This window comes from Ensifer sp. ENS08 (assembly GCF_014852195.1).
GTDB classification, from domain to species: domain Bacteria; phylum Pseudomonadota; class Alphaproteobacteria; order Rhizobiales; family Rhizobiaceae; genus Ensifer; species Ensifer adhaerens.
Window position 1 is genome coordinate 100,576 of the sequence record NZ_JACVBF010000001.1, and the last position, 12,444, is coordinate 113,019.

Consider the following 12,444-nt stretch of genomic DNA (forward strand, 5'->3'; position numbering starts at 1 on the left):
TTTTTCAATCCGTTGGCTGATGGTATAGATCCGGGCAACTGACAAGGTAGTGTCAGGAGCGTTGACGACGGGGGAGGTTTTCGATGCGCAAGGCGGCACGGCTTTTCGAGATCATCCAGATCCTCCGGCTTGCGAGAAAGCCCGTGACCGGCGCGCAAATGGCCGAGACGCTGGAGGTGACGGTGCGCTCGATCTACCGCGATATCGCGGCACTCCAGGCGATGCGCGTGCCGATCGAAGGCGGCCGCGGCATCGGCTATATTCTTAGGCCCGGCTTCGACCTGCCGCCGCTGATGTTTTCGATCGAGGAAACGGAAGCGATCGCCTTGGCTCTGGCGCTGCTGGCACGAACCGGCGACGAGGAACTGAAGGCAGCCGCCGGCCGCGTCAACCAGAAAATCACTGCAGCCGTGCCCGAGCCGCTGAGACTGGCCTTTCGTTCGCAGGCGCTGCACGCCTGGGGAACGATCGCCCCCTCGCCCGCCGGCATCGATCTCGCTTTGGTACGCCGGGCGATCCGCGACGAGCAGAAGCTCGAACTCGACTATCGCGACGAACTCGGCCGCGCCACAGAACGCACGATCCGGCCGGTGGCGCTGATCTACTATTCGGAAACTGCCAACATCGTCGGCTGGTGCGAGTTGCGCCAGGCGATCCGCAACTTTCGCGCCGACCGTGTCGAGCACTGCGAGGCGGTCGGCGCCTATTTTCCAGGCGAGGGAAACCGCCTCAGGGAACTCTGGATCAGCGGCTGGAAGACCACCTGAGCCTGGCCTCATCGGTACCCAGCACAAACGAAAAGACCCGGCGCAAGCGCCGGGTCCAAACGTCATGCATCGAAGACGGGCAGCTTACTTGGAAGCCGCTTCGTACATTTCGAGCACGTAATCCCAGTTGATCAGGCTGTCGACGAAGGCTTCGAGGTACTTCGGACGGGCGTTGCGGTAGTCGATATAGTAGGAGTGTTCCCAGACATCGACACCGAGGATCGGCGAGGCGCCGTGAACGAGCGGGTTTTCGCCGTTCGGGGTCTTGGAGATTTCGAGCTTGCCGTTCTTGACCGAGAGCCAGGCCCAGCCCGAGCCGAACTGGCCGGTGCCGGCGGCGATGAAATCGGCGCGGAACTTGTCGTAGCCGCCGAGGTCGGACTTGATGGCCGCGTCGAGCTTGGCCGGCAGGCTGGTGCCGCCGCCGCCCTTCTTCATCCACTTCCAGAAATGGATGTGGTTGTAGTGCTGGCCGGCATTGTTGAACAGCGGCTGGTTGGTGCCGTAGGACTTCTTGACGACTTCCTCCAGCGACAGGTCGGAGAGGCCGGCCTCTTCAGCAAGCTTGTTGCCGTTGGTCACGTAAGCCAGGTGGTGCTTGTCGTGGTGGTACTCGAGCGTCTCGCGCGACATGTAGGGCGCCAGCGCATCGTAGTCATAGGGAAGGTTCGGCAATTCGAAAGCCATGTGGGCATCTCCTCTTGGCATGGAATTTCGTCGGGAAATCCGTGAGCGGGAACATAGGCACCGACCCTCATGGAGGCAACCGATGCAATGCCAATTTTTCCTCAACCCACGGAATATACTTTCAACATCATTTTGAAAGCATGACACTTTCAAGCACATTCATGCCACGGTTTGGCTGCAGCTTCGCGACCGTTGCAAGCATGCATAAAGGACAGTCCATGCCGCAGCGTCTCATCCCTGCCCTCGCCCTTTCCGCCATCGCCGCTTTTGCTGCGTCCAGTGCAGCAGCCTCTTCCGGCGACGCGTGGGAGACATTCCGGGCAGAGGTTTCGAAGAAGTGCCTCGCCGCCGCCACCTCGCTGCAAAAACCCAGCGTCGTCGTAGACCCCTTCGGCTCGCAGAGTTTCGGGCTGGCGCTGGTGATCGGCACGCCCAAGAGCTCCAAGGCCGCCATCACACAGATCTGCGTCTTCGACAAGCAGAAGAAGACGGTCGAGCTCGGTGGTGAGCTTGCACCCGACGCGGTCAAGGTGGGCGTGCCGGCAAAGAAGAAATAGCGCGCGCGACCCGGCGCAAGCCGTCCAGTTGCCGTCCACGTCGGCCCCGGTCACTGCATATGTGGACTGCTCCTCACTTGAGCTTCGACCGACCGGTTGATAGATCTTGCTAATGGTGAGCGATACTTCCGAACGAATCCTGGACGCAACCGAACGCCTGATGGTGTCGCGGGGCTACAACGCGTTCAGCTATGCCGATATCTCGACCGCGGTTGGCATCGGCAAGGCGACCATCCACCATCACTTCCCGACCAAGGCGGACCTTGCCGCAGCCGTGCTTGCCCGCTACCGCAAGAACAATCGCCGCAGCGTTGAAGGACTGCTAGCAGCTGTCGGCGATCCGACGGCCCGGCTCGAGGCCTATGTCGGCTTCTGGGAAGAATGTATCGCTAAACGGGACATGCCCTTCTGTATCGGCGCCCTTCTGGCCTCGGAAATACCTTCGCTTCCCGATACTGTCGTCGCGCAAGTGCGCGGTCATTTTGCCGACCTTTCCGGCTGGCTCGGAGCCGTGATCGAGGATGGCGTAGCGAAGGGATCCCTGAGGACCGCTCACAGCCCCAAGGCGGCCGCCGAGGCGCTCATGGCGACGGTCCACGGCGCAATGCTCGCGGCCCGCGTCGCCGGCTCGGATCAAGCCACGTTTTCGGCGATCGCACGGCCCGCGTTGGCACAACTTCAGGCGCCAAACGATGCCTGACCCCGAAGCTCCGACCCTTCGAAGCGACACCGGTCGAAAAAGACAGTTGTTCCCGTGGGAACGGCGGGCCACATTTGCGAGCACTAGAAATCAAACCGAACGGACGCGATGGCAGGTGAAATCATCGCGTTTCTTTTTCAAACACATCCCGACCAACTAGTCGGTCGAATGAAGGAGGAAGATCATGGCAAATCCGCTTTCCACACTCGGCATCATCCATACCGTCATCAGCCTCGCCCCCTTCGTGGCGGGCCTCTATGGCTTTGCCCGGTATGGTGCGATTGTTCCCGGCACGCGCTCCGGCAAGCTTTACCTCGCCGCGATCATCCTGGCGGTGCTGACGTCCGCGGGGCTTTCGAGCACCGGCGGCTTCAACGCGGGCCATGCGCTCGGGATCGTCACGCTGCTCGCCATCGGTGGAAGCCTTGCAGCACAAAGGCTCGAATTTTTCGGCCGCCTGCGCCCCTACCTGGCAACGCTTGGCCTTTCGTTCAGCTATTTCCTGCTGATCGTGCCGGCGATCGCCGAGACGTTGAAGCGCCTGCCCGCCTCGCAGCCACTTGCCAGCGGCCCGGAATCGCCGATCGTGCAGACGACGCTGCTTGCCTGGCTGGTGATCTTCCTCGCAGGCCTCTCCGTCCAGGCCTACCTGATCCACAGGCGCGCCGTGGTCGGTGCGCGCGCGCCCCGCTCGCGCTGAGTGCCTGAACCGAAGGCCATCTTGCCCCGGCGCAGCGGGTACGACCGTGCGCCGGGGTTTTGCATGCGCGCAGTTCAGACGTCGCGGGCCGCGTGCGCCCAGTCCATGTAAAGATCGCGCGCCTTGGCGGCGACCGGGCCGGCCTGCAGGTCGCGGCTTTCGAGACGCGTCACAGGCAGCACCTTGGAGTAGTTGCCGGACGTGAAGATCTCGTCGGCCGCTTCGAAGTCCGCCATCGTCAGCGTCGCCTCGACCACTTCGAAACCGGCTTCGCGCAGCAGCGTCATGACGCGGAAGCGGGTGATGCCGGCAAGGAAGGTGCGATTGGCGGCCGGCGTAAAGACGACACCGTCCTTGACCAGGAAGACGTTGGAAGAACCGGTCTCGGCGATGTTGCCGAGCATGTCGCGCACCAGCGCATTGTCGAAGCCGCGCGAACGAGCCTCGGTCAGGATACGCGCGTTGTTGGGATAGAGGCAGCCGGCCTTGGCGTCGGTCGGCATCGATTCCAGTGTCGGACGGCGGAAGGGCGACAGCGTCAGCGACGAGCCGCCGTGGCCGTTGCCCATCGGCGCCTCGAACAGGCAGAGCGCAAAACGGGTCGATTCCGGGTCGATGGCGACGACACCGGCCGCGCCGTGCTCGGCCCAGTACATCGGCTTCACATAAAGCGCTGTCTTGCCGTCGAACTTCTTGGCACCTTCCCAGGTCAGCGCCTCGACCTCTTCCGCCGCCATCGTCGGCTTCAGGCCAAGCGCGGCGGCCGAGCGGTTGACGCGCTGGCAATGCAGGTCGAGGTCGGGAGCGACGCCGTCGAAAACGCGGGCGCCGTCGAACACCGTCGAGCCCAGCCACATCGCATGCGAGGTCGGGCCGATCAGCGGCGGATTGCCCGAGAGCCATTCACCATCGACATAGGTCCAGGTCACTGAGCGGGGGGATGTATCGACGGCCATCTGCGTCTCCTTGAGGTTTTTATTCTAGTCTTTCCGCATACCCCGAAAAAACAGCATCGGGGTGAATGGGTCTATCAAAAAATGTCATGGCGGCCGTTCTGGTACCGCGAAGGCCTCTCGCTTAGTCTCTTCGCCAAAGAAAAGGGAAAGCCGTGCGCATCAAGCATCTCGACGCTGACGACGTGGACATCTTCCGCCGCATCAGGCTGGAAGCACTCAACCGCGAGCCGCAGGCCTTCGCCTCGACAGCGGCCGACTGGGAGCGCCTTTCGGCTGAGGAATGGCGCGCGCGGCTGACCGCCAACGCCGTATTCGTGGCCTTCGACAGCGATGAGCCGGTCGGCATCATGGGCCTGATGCGCGAGCGTGCGAGCCGGCTGGCGCATCGGGGCACGATCATCATGGTCTATGTGTGCGACGAGGCCCGCGGGTCCGGCGTGGCGCGACAGCTGCTTGCGCAACTGACCGATCATGCGCGCTCGGCCGGCATCCGACTGCTCGAACTCGTGGTGCGTGCCGACAATCCGACGGCGATCCGCTTTTATGAACGTGCGGGTTTCTACAAGATCGGGCACGTTCCCGGCGGCATGCTCGACGGCGACCGGGAGGTCGACGAATTTCTGATGGCACGCCACATCGACGGCCGCGCCCCACCCATTGAGACATTGCAAGGAGCGACCCGATGAAAGCCATGTATTACGACGCCTTCGAGAAGATGCCGGAAATCCGTACCCTTCCCGATCCGACACCGACGGAGAACGGCGTGGTCATCAAGGTCGAGGCAACAGGGCTTTGCCGGTCCGACTGGCACGGCTGGATGGGCCATGACGCCGATATCCGCCTGCCGCATGTGCCCGGCCACGAGCTGGCGGGCGTGGTGACCGCCACCGGCCGCGGCGTCATGCGCTACAAGGTCGGCGATCGGGTGACCGTGCCCTTCGTTTCCGGATGCGGCCGTTGCGGCGAGTGCCGCTCCGGAAACCAGCAGGTCTGCGAGGCGCAGTTCCAGCCGGGCTTTACCCACTGGGGCTCGTTTGCCGAATATGTCGCGCTCGACTTTGCCGACCAGAACCTCGTGCATCTGCCTGAAAGCATGGACTTCACCACGGCTGCGAGCCTCGGCTGCCGCTTCGCAACGTCGTTCCGCGCCATCGCCGACCAGGCCAAGGTCAAGGGCGGCGAGTGGGTGGCGGTGCATGGCTGCGGCGGCGTCGGCCTCTCGGCAATCATGATCGCGGCGGCCCTCGGCGCCCAGCCGATCGCGATCGACATCGCCGAAGACAAGCTCGCCTTCGCCAAAAAACTCGGCGCGGTCGCTGTCATCAATGGCCGTGACGTGCAGGACGTGGCAGCGGCGGTGAAGGATATCACCGGCGGTGGCGCCCATGTCTCGATCGACGCGCTCGGCAATCCCGTGACCTGCTTCAACTCGATCAAGAACTTGCGCCGGCGCGGCCGCCACGTCCAGGTTGGCCTGATGCTCGGCGACCAGGCGACGCCACAGATCCCGATGGCGCAGGTGATCGGCCACGAACTCGAAATCTATGGCAGCCACGGCATGCAGGCCTGGCGCTACGACGCCATGCTGGCGATGATCGCCGACGGCAAGCTGAAGCCGCAGCAACTGATCGGCCGGGAAATTTCTCTTGAAGAGGCGATCCCTGCCCTCGTCGCCATGGACCGCGCCACCGATCTCGGAATCAGCGTCATCACCCGCTTCTGACGGCCACGGCAAGCCGTGAACGCCGCAGCCGGTAGGCAATATGATGACCGCCCATTCCGACTCACCATCCGCATGCGCTAGCCTTGCCCCCAATCGGAGGCAAGGCAGATGACCATTGCGAGACGGCGAAGACTGATCAAGCGGCAGCGCACGGGCACGGCGCTGGCCGTCGCCGCGACGATCTCGTTTCTCGCCGGGATGACCGACGCGATCGGGCTCTTGAGCATCGGTGACTTCGTCTCCTTCATGAGCGGCAACACGACGCGGGCGGCGATCGCGCTCGGCGACGGCGACTTCACCGGCGCCTTGCTGCTCGTCGGCGCGCTTGGAGCGTTCATCATCGGCAACGCGCTCGGCGTGATTGCGGCCGCACGCCTCGGCGTCGTCGGCGTCCTCTCGATGGTCAGTTTGGTGCTAATGCTCTGCGCCGGCTTCGGAACCTCGATGCCAAAGCCCTTCTATTTCTACGGCATCGTGCTTGCCATGGGCCTGGTCAATGCCGCCGTCGAGCACATCGAGGGCCTGCCGATCGGGCTCACCTACGTGACTGGTGCCCTTTCCCGTTTCGGGCGCGGCCTCGGCCGCTGGCTGCTCGGCAACACCAACCGCCAATGGCTCATGCAGATCGTGCCCTGGCTTGGCATGTTCTCTGGCGCTGTCGCCGGCGCCGTCCTGCAGCGCCATTTCGGCCCGGCGTCTCTTTGGGCTTCCTTCGCGCTTAGCGCCGGGCTCACGCTGGCCACCATTCTGGTGCCGTCGCGCTGGTCGAAGCGCTACATCCATCCGGGCTGATCCCGCTCCGGCCACAGCTTTTCGCCTCCCCCCAAGATTTTGCCCTTAAGCCCGGACGGGTTTCAGGGCAAAATCCGCGCTGAAGAATCACGAGCGAGGTCCTGCCATGGCGCTTGCGGCAGCCGTTACTGCGGATGAACTTTACCATCCCATCCTCAACGCCAATCCGGCGCATCCGGCCGGCTGGCCGATCCGTGTCATCGTCAGCTCGCAGACCGAGGCGCGGCACAATCGTGCGCTTTGGGCGCCGACGCATCTCATCTCCGTGCGCGCACCCGGCAGCCGGCTTTTGTCGATGATCGAGCTGCCGCCGGAAAATCACCTGGAACTCTTTTTCGGCGACACCACCGATCCGGACGAACCGGATGCGGCGCGTCCGCAGGCGATCGACGCCGCATTCGCTTTCATCGACCGCTTGCCCGAGGACGCGCATCTGCTCGTCCATTGCCTGCGGGGCATTGGCCGCGCGACGGCGCTGACGCTGGGCATTCTGGCACGCTACATGCCGCCGGAAGAGGCAGCCGCGGCCCTGCATGCGCTTCGCCCGGAAGCCAAGCCGAACCGGCATGTGGTCAACCTGTGCGACACGGCGCTCGGGTTCAAGGGCAAGCTCGCCAAGCAGGCGCTACGCTTCCCGGCAAAAGTCTGGAAACCGGCCAAGGGCTAAGGCAGGAAACCTGCCTTTGAGCGGCCGGCCGTTGTGCGACGCACAAATATTTGACATGATCCGCGTAAAGAACGGTGACAGCGGGCTGTCCGATCGGGCGTGATGCTGTAAGCCTTTGTTTTCGGATAGGCTTTGACGTGGCATGTTCGCCTTGTCAGCCAGCACCGAAGACAACAGACGGGAGGAAACGATGTCCCACGCGGCCTATGTGTTTGACGCCTACGGCACGCTCTTCGACGTGCATGCGGCCGTCAGGCGCCACGCTGAGGAGATCGGTCCGGACGGACAGGCTTTTTCCGAACTCTGGCGCGCCAAGCAGCTCGAATATTCCTGGGTGCGCTCGCTGATGGGCAGCTACCAGGATTTCTGGAAGCTGACCGAACAGGCGCTCGACTTTGCCTTCGCGCGCTTTCCCTCCGCCGACCCGAAGCTGCGCAAGCGGTTGCTGGACGCCTACTGGACGCTCGACTGCTATCCGGAAGTGCCGGCCGTTCTGAAAGGTCTCAAGGAGCGCGGGGCGCGGATCGCCATCCTCTCCAACGGTTCGCCGGCCATGCTCGCGTCGGCCGTGCGCAACGCTGCACTCGATATCGTCATCGACGACGTCTTTTCGGTCGACGCGGTGAAGGCGTTCAAGACGGCGCCCGCCGTGTACGATCTCGTTACCACCAGCTACCGGCTCTACCCGCACGCAGTCTCGTTCCAGTCGTCGAACCGCTGGGACATTGCCGGGGCGACGAAATTCGGCTTCCGCACCGTGTGGATCAATCGGGCAGACATGCCGGACGAATACCGCGATCATGGGCCTGCCTTGATCCTGCCCTCTCTCGAAAGCCTGCAATTCGGTATCTGAAGGAGTTCTTTGATGGTCTGGTCGCCCGCGCAGTATCTCAAGTTCGAAGACGAACGCACCCGACCAGCCAGAGACCTTCTCGCCCAAGTGCCTGACCTGCCAGAAGGCCTCGCCTTCGACCTCGGCTGCGGCCCGGGGAACTCGACCGAGCTCATCCGCGACCGGTTTCCCTGGACCACGCTTTCCGGCCTCGACAGCGACGAGAACATGCTCCTTGCCGCCGCCAAGCGGCTGCCCGGGGTATCCTTCGAAAAGGCGGATCTTGCGGCCTGGGTTCCTCCCGCCGGCGCCTCGCTGTTTTACGGCAACGCCGTCTTCCAGTGGCTTCCGAACCATCTCACTATCTTCGAAAGGCTGATGAAGGCGCTTGCCTCCGGCGGTACGCTCGCGGTGCAGATGCCGGACAACCTCGGAGAGCCGAGCCACCTCCTGATGGAAGAGACCGCGCGCAGCCCGGCTTTCGCTGAAGCCTTTGCCGGCAAGACCATCCGCCGCAACCCGATGCCGCCGCCGGCAACCTATGTCGAATGCCTGGTTCCGTGGGCAGCGCGCATCGAGGTCTGGCATACGATCTACTATCATCGCCTCGCCAATGCCGAAGCGATCGTCGAGTGGGTGAAGGGGACCGGCCTCAGACCTTATCTCGATACCTTGACCGAGGACCGGCGGAGCGCCTTTCTCGCCGATTACACGGACAGGATACGCACGGCCTATCCGGCAACGAGCGACGGCAAGGTACTCTTGCGTTTTCCGAGGTTCTTCATCGTGGCGGTCAAGGCGGGCTGAGTTCGTCTGCCCGCCGGGCGCTTACATGCGCTCTGCCAGAAAATCGATAAAGGCGCGGATACGGGCAGCGAGATGCTCGTGGCCGGCATAGACGGCATAGACCGTCTCGATCTCGCCCGACTGATAGTCCTCGAGCAGCGGCACCAGCGTTCCAGCCTCGAAATCCGGCTCGACATGGAAACGACCGATGCGCCCGATGCCGACGCTGGCAAGGCAAAGCTGGCGGACGATCGAACCGCTCGATACCTGCATATTGCCGGAGACGGTTCGGTGCGCGATCTGAGACTGGCCCGGCGCGCGAAACGCCCACTCGTCGACGCTGCGGCGGAAGTTGAAGCGAACGCAGTTGTGGCCGTCGAGATCGTCAGGGGTTTGCGGGATCCCATACTTTTCAAGATAGGCGGGCGAGGCGATCACCACCGGCCGGGTTTCCATCAGCTTGCGCGCCTTCAGGGATGAATCACGCAGCGGTCCGGTGCGGATCGCCACGTCCGTGCGTTCGCCGACGACATCGATCATGCTGTCGGTCAGCGTCAGGTCAAGCTGGACCTCCGGGTATCGCGCCAGGAACTCCGGCGCGAGCGGCATGATGTAGCGCTCGCCGAAGCCGACGGCGGCGTTCACCCGCAAGAGCCCACGCGGCGCCATGCGTCCGCCGGCGGCAACGACATGCTCGGTCTCGGCGATATCTCCGAGGATCCGTTGCGCCCGCTGGAAATAGACTTCGCCTTCCGGGGTCAGCTGCAAGGTCCGGGTCGAGCGCACGAGCAGGCGCGTGCCAAGCCGGTCCTCGATGCGGGTCACCAGCTTGCTGACGGCCGACGGCGACAGTTTCAGGCGCCGCGCCGCAGCGGAGAAGCTGCGGGTCTCCGACACGGCGACAAAAACCTCCATCTCACCGGCTCGGTTGTCCATGCGCTTCCCTTTGAACTCAATTCACAAACGTTTGTCTGATTATGCGTATTATCGTGATGAGTGCAAAGGCTCATATTCCACCCGACTTCAACAACAACCACACGCCCGGTGCTCCCAGCCGGGTGGGAAAGGTCTCGTCGTGCCTATTGCCATACTTGCGCTGACGATCGCGGCCTATGCGATCGGAACAACGGAATTCGTGATCGTCGGCCTCCTGCCGACGGTAGCCACCGACCTCAATGTCACCCTGCCGCTCGCCGGCCTGATCGTCAGCGTCTACGCGCTCGGCGTCACCTTCGGCGCGCCTGTTCTCACCGCGCTCACCGGCCGGATCGAGCGCAAACCGCTGCTGATCGGCCTGATGGCGCTGTTCATCGTCGGCAATGCCGCCGCAGCATTGTCGCCGAGCTATGAACCGCTGCTCGTCGCCCGCGTCATTTCTGCCTTTGCCCATGGCGTGTTCTTCTCGGTCGGCTCGACCATTGCCGCCGACCTCGTACCGGAAGACCGCCGCGCCTCGGCCATTGCCATGATGTTCATGGGCCTGACCGTCGCGATCGTCACCGGTGTGCCGCTCGGCACCTGGATCGGCCAGACCTTCGGCTGGCGCGCCACCTTCTGGGCCGTCACCGGTCTCGGCGTCGTCGCTCTTGTCGCGATCGCAGCCCTGTTGCCGAACACGCTGTCCAAGGCGCCGCCGGCAAAGCTCATCGACCAGGTGCGCGTGCTCGGCTCCGGCCGCCTGCTGATCGTCTTTGCCATGACCGCGCTCGGCTACGGCGGCACCTTCGTCGCCTTCACCTTCCTGGCGCCGATCCTGCAGGACATCACCGGCTTTTCGGAAAGCGCCGTCAGCCTGATCCTGGTGCTCTACGGCATCGCGATTGCCATCGGCAACATTGCCGGCGGCAAGATCGCCAACCGCGACCCGGTCAAGGCGCTGATCGGCCTGTTCCTGGCGCAGGCGGCGGTGCTCGTGCTCTTCACCTTCACGGCCCCCTCGCCGATGCTGACGCTGGTCACGCTTGCAGCCCTTGGCTTCCTGTCCTTCGCTAATGTGCCGGGCTTGCAGCTCTATGTCGTGCAGCTTGCCAAGCAACATCGTCCGGGCGCCGTTGATGTCGCCTCGGCGCTCAACATCGCGGCCTTCAACCTCGGCATCGCCGTCGGCGCCTGGCTCGGTGGCGTCATCGTCGCCTCGCCGCTCGGCCTTGGCATGACGCCCGTGATCGGTGCCCTGCTCGTCGCCGCAGCCCTGCTGCTCACGCTCCTGAGCGGCGCCCTTGATCGTCGCACCGGGGCGGCCTACCAAACGGCTTGAACCGCCGTCTGCGAGGACCACCTATAGCCTCATTCCTTTTTCGCCCGGCCAGGTGGCCGGGCGCTTATCAAGCATAACATGCCCAGTACAAGGAGTTACCCACGATGCATTCCGTCAATTCCAACGGCGCCAACATTCCGGCGCTCGGCTTCGGCACTTTCCGCATGCCCGGCGCCGATGTGCTGCGCGTTCTGCCGGAAGCCCTGAAGCTCGGATTCCATCACGTCGATACGGCGCAGATCTACGGCAACGAGGCCGAAGTCGGCGAGGCCATCCATAATTCCGGCGTGTCACGCGCCGATATCTTCCTCACCACCAAGGTCTGGGTCGACAAATATGCCCATCGCGACTTCCTCGCCTCGGTCGACGAAAGCCTGAAGAAGCTGCGGACCGACCATGTCGACCTGCTTCTCCTGCACTGGCCGGGCGGCAGCGACGTGCCGATGGCCGAGCGCATCGGCGCTCTCAACGAAGTGCACAAGGCCGGCAAGGTTCGCCACATCGGCGTCAGCAACTTCAACACGGCGCAGATCGAAGAGGCCGTGAAGCTCAGCGACGCGCCGATCGCCACCAACCAGGTCGAGTACCACCCCTATCTCGATCAGACCAAGGTGCTTCAGACCGCCCGCAAGCACGGCATGTCGATCACCGCCTACTATGCGATGGCGAACGGCAAGGTGCCGAGCGATCCACTCTTGAAGGAGATCGGTGCCCGCCACGGCAAGACGGCCGCGCAAGTAGCGCTGCGCTGGCTCGTGCAGCAGAAGGACGTGATCACCCTTTCAAAGACCGCGACGATCGATCGCCTGAAGGAAAATTTCGCGATCTTCGACTTTGCGCTCGGCGACGGCGAAATGGCCGAAATCCACGCCCTTGCGCGTGCCGACGGCCGCATCGTCAACCCGGAAGGCCTTGCCCCCGTCTGGGACAAGGCTGCTTAACGAACGCAATCATTTCGCCGCCGGCCAATTCCCTGCCGGCGGCGGATACGATATGGACATCGCCTCAAGGACACGGATC

Annotated in this window: 15 protein-coding genes; 12 read left to right on the forward strand and 3 right to left on the reverse strand. The window is 63.6% G+C overall.

Annotated elements, in window-relative coordinates:
• Positions 1 to 83 precede the first annotated feature (83 nt).
• Positions 84 to 767 (forward strand): YafY family protein, encoded by a 684-nt coding sequence (locus IB272_RS00515; RefSeq protein WP_060584270.1) that lies wholly within the window; start codon positions 84 to 86, stop codon positions 765 to 767.
• Between the two features lie 84 nt (positions 768 to 851).
• Here IB272_RS00515 and IB272_RS00520 read toward each other — a convergent pair whose 3' ends face one another.
• On the reverse strand, positions 852 to 1,454 hold the full coding sequence (locus IB272_RS00520; RefSeq protein ID WP_060516240.1) for a superoxide dismutase: 603 nt from the start codon (positions 1,452 to 1,454) through the stop codon (positions 852 to 854).
• Between the two features lie 218 nt (positions 1,455 to 1,672).
• Here IB272_RS00520 and IB272_RS00525 point away from each other — a divergent pair, with 218 nt between their 5' ends.
• The 3 genes from IB272_RS00525 to IB272_RS00535 all read left to right on the forward strand — a co-directional run bounded on the left by IB272_RS00525 (position 1,673) and on the right by IB272_RS00535 (position 3,411).
• Positions 1,673 to 2,011: a hypothetical protein gene (locus IB272_RS00525; protein ID WP_192444177.1), complete on the forward strand. Its 339-nt coding sequence runs from the start codon at positions 1,673 to 1,675 to the stop codon at positions 2,009 to 2,011.
• A gap of 112 nt (positions 2,012 to 2,123) precedes the next feature.
• Positions 2,124 to 2,711 (forward strand): TetR/AcrR family transcriptional regulator, encoded by a 588-nt coding sequence (locus IB272_RS00530; RefSeq protein WP_192444178.1) that lies wholly within the window; start codon positions 2,124 to 2,126, stop codon positions 2,709 to 2,711.
• A 184-nt stretch (positions 2,712 to 2,895) separates the two neighbouring features.
• Positions 2,896 to 3,411 (forward strand): hypothetical protein, encoded by a 516-nt coding sequence (locus IB272_RS00535; RefSeq protein WP_060584265.1) that lies wholly within the window; start codon positions 2,896 to 2,898, stop codon positions 3,409 to 3,411.
• A 74-nt stretch (positions 3,412 to 3,485) separates the two neighbouring features.
• Here IB272_RS00535 and IB272_RS00540 read toward each other — a convergent pair whose 3' ends face one another.
• A complete protein-coding gene (locus IB272_RS00540; RefSeq protein ID WP_060584263.1) occupies positions 3,486 to 4,367 on the reverse strand; it encodes a branched-chain amino acid aminotransferase in 882 nt (293 codons plus the stop codon).
• A 152-nt stretch (positions 4,368 to 4,519) separates the two neighbouring features.
• On the opposite strand from IB272_RS00540, the gene IB272_RS00545 reads away from it, so the two are divergent.
• From IB272_RS00545 to tam, 6 genes are all read left to right on the forward strand, one after another.
• Positions 4,520 to 5,053 carry a GNAT family N-acetyltransferase gene (locus IB272_RS00545; RefSeq protein WP_060584261.1) on the forward strand — a complete coding sequence of 178 codons (534 nt, stop codon included), beginning with the start codon at positions 4,520 to 4,522 and terminating at the stop codon, positions 5,051 to 5,053.
• Entirely contained in the window at positions 5,050 to 6,090 is a 1,041-nt protein-coding gene (locus IB272_RS00550; protein ID WP_034789258.1) for a zinc-dependent alcohol dehydrogenase family protein, read from the forward strand. The genes IB272_RS00545 and IB272_RS00550 overlap by 4 nt, the downstream gene beginning before the upstream one ends.
• A gap of 108 nt (positions 6,091 to 6,198) precedes the next feature.
• Entirely contained in the window at positions 6,199 to 6,882 is a 684-nt protein-coding gene (locus IB272_RS00555; protein WP_034789257.1) for a YoaK family protein, read from the forward strand.
• 106 nt (positions 6,883 to 6,988) lie between these two features.
• The gene (locus IB272_RS00560) at positions 6,989 to 7,549 is read left to right on the forward strand and encodes a phosphatase (protein ID WP_034789256.1); all 561 of its coding nucleotides are present in this window, start codon (positions 6,989 to 6,991) and stop codon (positions 7,547 to 7,549) included.
• Positions 7,550 to 7,739: 190 nt separating this feature from the next.
• Positions 7,740 to 8,402 carry a haloacid dehalogenase type II gene (locus tag IB272_RS00565; RefSeq protein ID WP_034789254.1) on the forward strand — a complete coding sequence of 221 codons (663 nt, stop codon included), beginning with the start codon at positions 7,740 to 7,742 and terminating at the stop codon, positions 8,400 to 8,402.
• A 12-nt stretch (positions 8,403 to 8,414) separates the two neighbouring features.
• Entirely contained in the window at positions 8,415 to 9,188 is a 774-nt protein-coding gene (tam, locus tag IB272_RS00570; protein WP_060584259.1) for a trans-aconitate 2-methyltransferase, read from the forward strand.
• Positions 9,189 to 9,209: 21 nt separating this feature from the next.
• On the opposite strand, the gene IB272_RS00575 is transcribed toward tam, so the two are convergent.
• Positions 9,210 to 10,103: a LysR family transcriptional regulator gene (locus IB272_RS00575; RefSeq protein WP_060584257.1), complete on the reverse strand. Its 894-nt coding sequence runs from the start codon at positions 10,101 to 10,103 to the stop codon at positions 9,210 to 9,212.
• A gap of 139 nt (positions 10,104 to 10,242) precedes the next feature.
• Between IB272_RS00575 and IB272_RS00580 the strand changes: the two genes are divergently transcribed.
• A complete protein-coding gene (locus tag IB272_RS00580) occupies positions 10,243 to 11,424 on the forward strand; it encodes an MFS transporter (protein WP_060584254.1) in 1,182 nt (393 codons plus the stop codon).
• A 104-nt stretch (positions 11,425 to 11,528) separates the two neighbouring features.
• Entirely contained in the window at positions 11,529 to 12,365 is an 837-nt protein-coding gene (locus IB272_RS00585) for an aldo/keto reductase (RefSeq protein WP_060584252.1), read from the forward strand.
• Positions 12,366 to 12,444 lie beyond the last annotated feature (79 nt).

Bases quoted from the DNA above. Each gene is read 5' to 3' on its own strand.
- IB272_RS00515 (WP_060584270.1), top strand. From the start codon at position 84: ATGCGCAAGGCGGCACGGCTTTTCGAGATCATCCAGATCCTCCGGCTT.
- IB272_RS00520 (WP_060516240.1), bottom strand. From the start codon at position 1,454: ATGGCTTTCGAATTGCCGAACCTTCCCTATGACTACGATGCGCTGGCG.
- IB272_RS00525 (WP_192444177.1), top strand. From the start codon at position 1,673: ATGCCGCAGCGTCTCATCCCTGCCCTCGCCCTTTCCGCCATCGCCGCT.
- IB272_RS00530 (WP_192444178.1), top strand. From the start codon at position 2,124: ATGGTGAGCGATACTTCCGAACGAATCCTGGACGCAACCGAACGCCTG.
- IB272_RS00535 (WP_060584265.1), top strand. From the start codon at position 2,896: ATGGCAAATCCGCTTTCCACACTCGGCATCATCCATACCGTCATCAGC.
- IB272_RS00540 (WP_060584263.1), bottom strand. From the start codon at position 4,367: ATGGCCGTCGATACATCCCCCCGCTCAGTGACCTGGACCTATGTCGAT.
- IB272_RS00550 (WP_034789258.1), top strand. From the start codon at position 5,050: ATGAAAGCCATGTATTACGACGCCTTCGAGAAGATGCCGGAAATCCGT.
- IB272_RS00555 (WP_034789257.1), top strand. From the start codon at position 6,199: ATGACCATTGCGAGACGGCGAAGACTGATCAAGCGGCAGCGCACGGGC.
- IB272_RS00560 (WP_034789256.1), top strand. From the start codon at position 6,989: ATGGCGCTTGCGGCAGCCGTTACTGCGGATGAACTTTACCATCCCATC.
- IB272_RS00565 (WP_034789254.1), top strand. From the start codon at position 7,740: ATGTCCCACGCGGCCTATGTGTTTGACGCCTACGGCACGCTCTTCGAC.
- tam (WP_060584259.1), top strand. From the start codon at position 8,415: ATGGTCTGGTCGCCCGCGCAGTATCTCAAGTTCGAAGACGAACGCACC.
- IB272_RS00575 (WP_060584257.1), bottom strand. From the start codon at position 10,103: ATGGACAACCGAGCCGGTGAGATGGAGGTTTTTGTCGCCGTGTCGGAG.
- IB272_RS00585 (WP_060584252.1), top strand. From the start codon at position 11,529: ATGCATTCCGTCAATTCCAACGGCGCCAACATTCCGGCGCTCGGCTTC.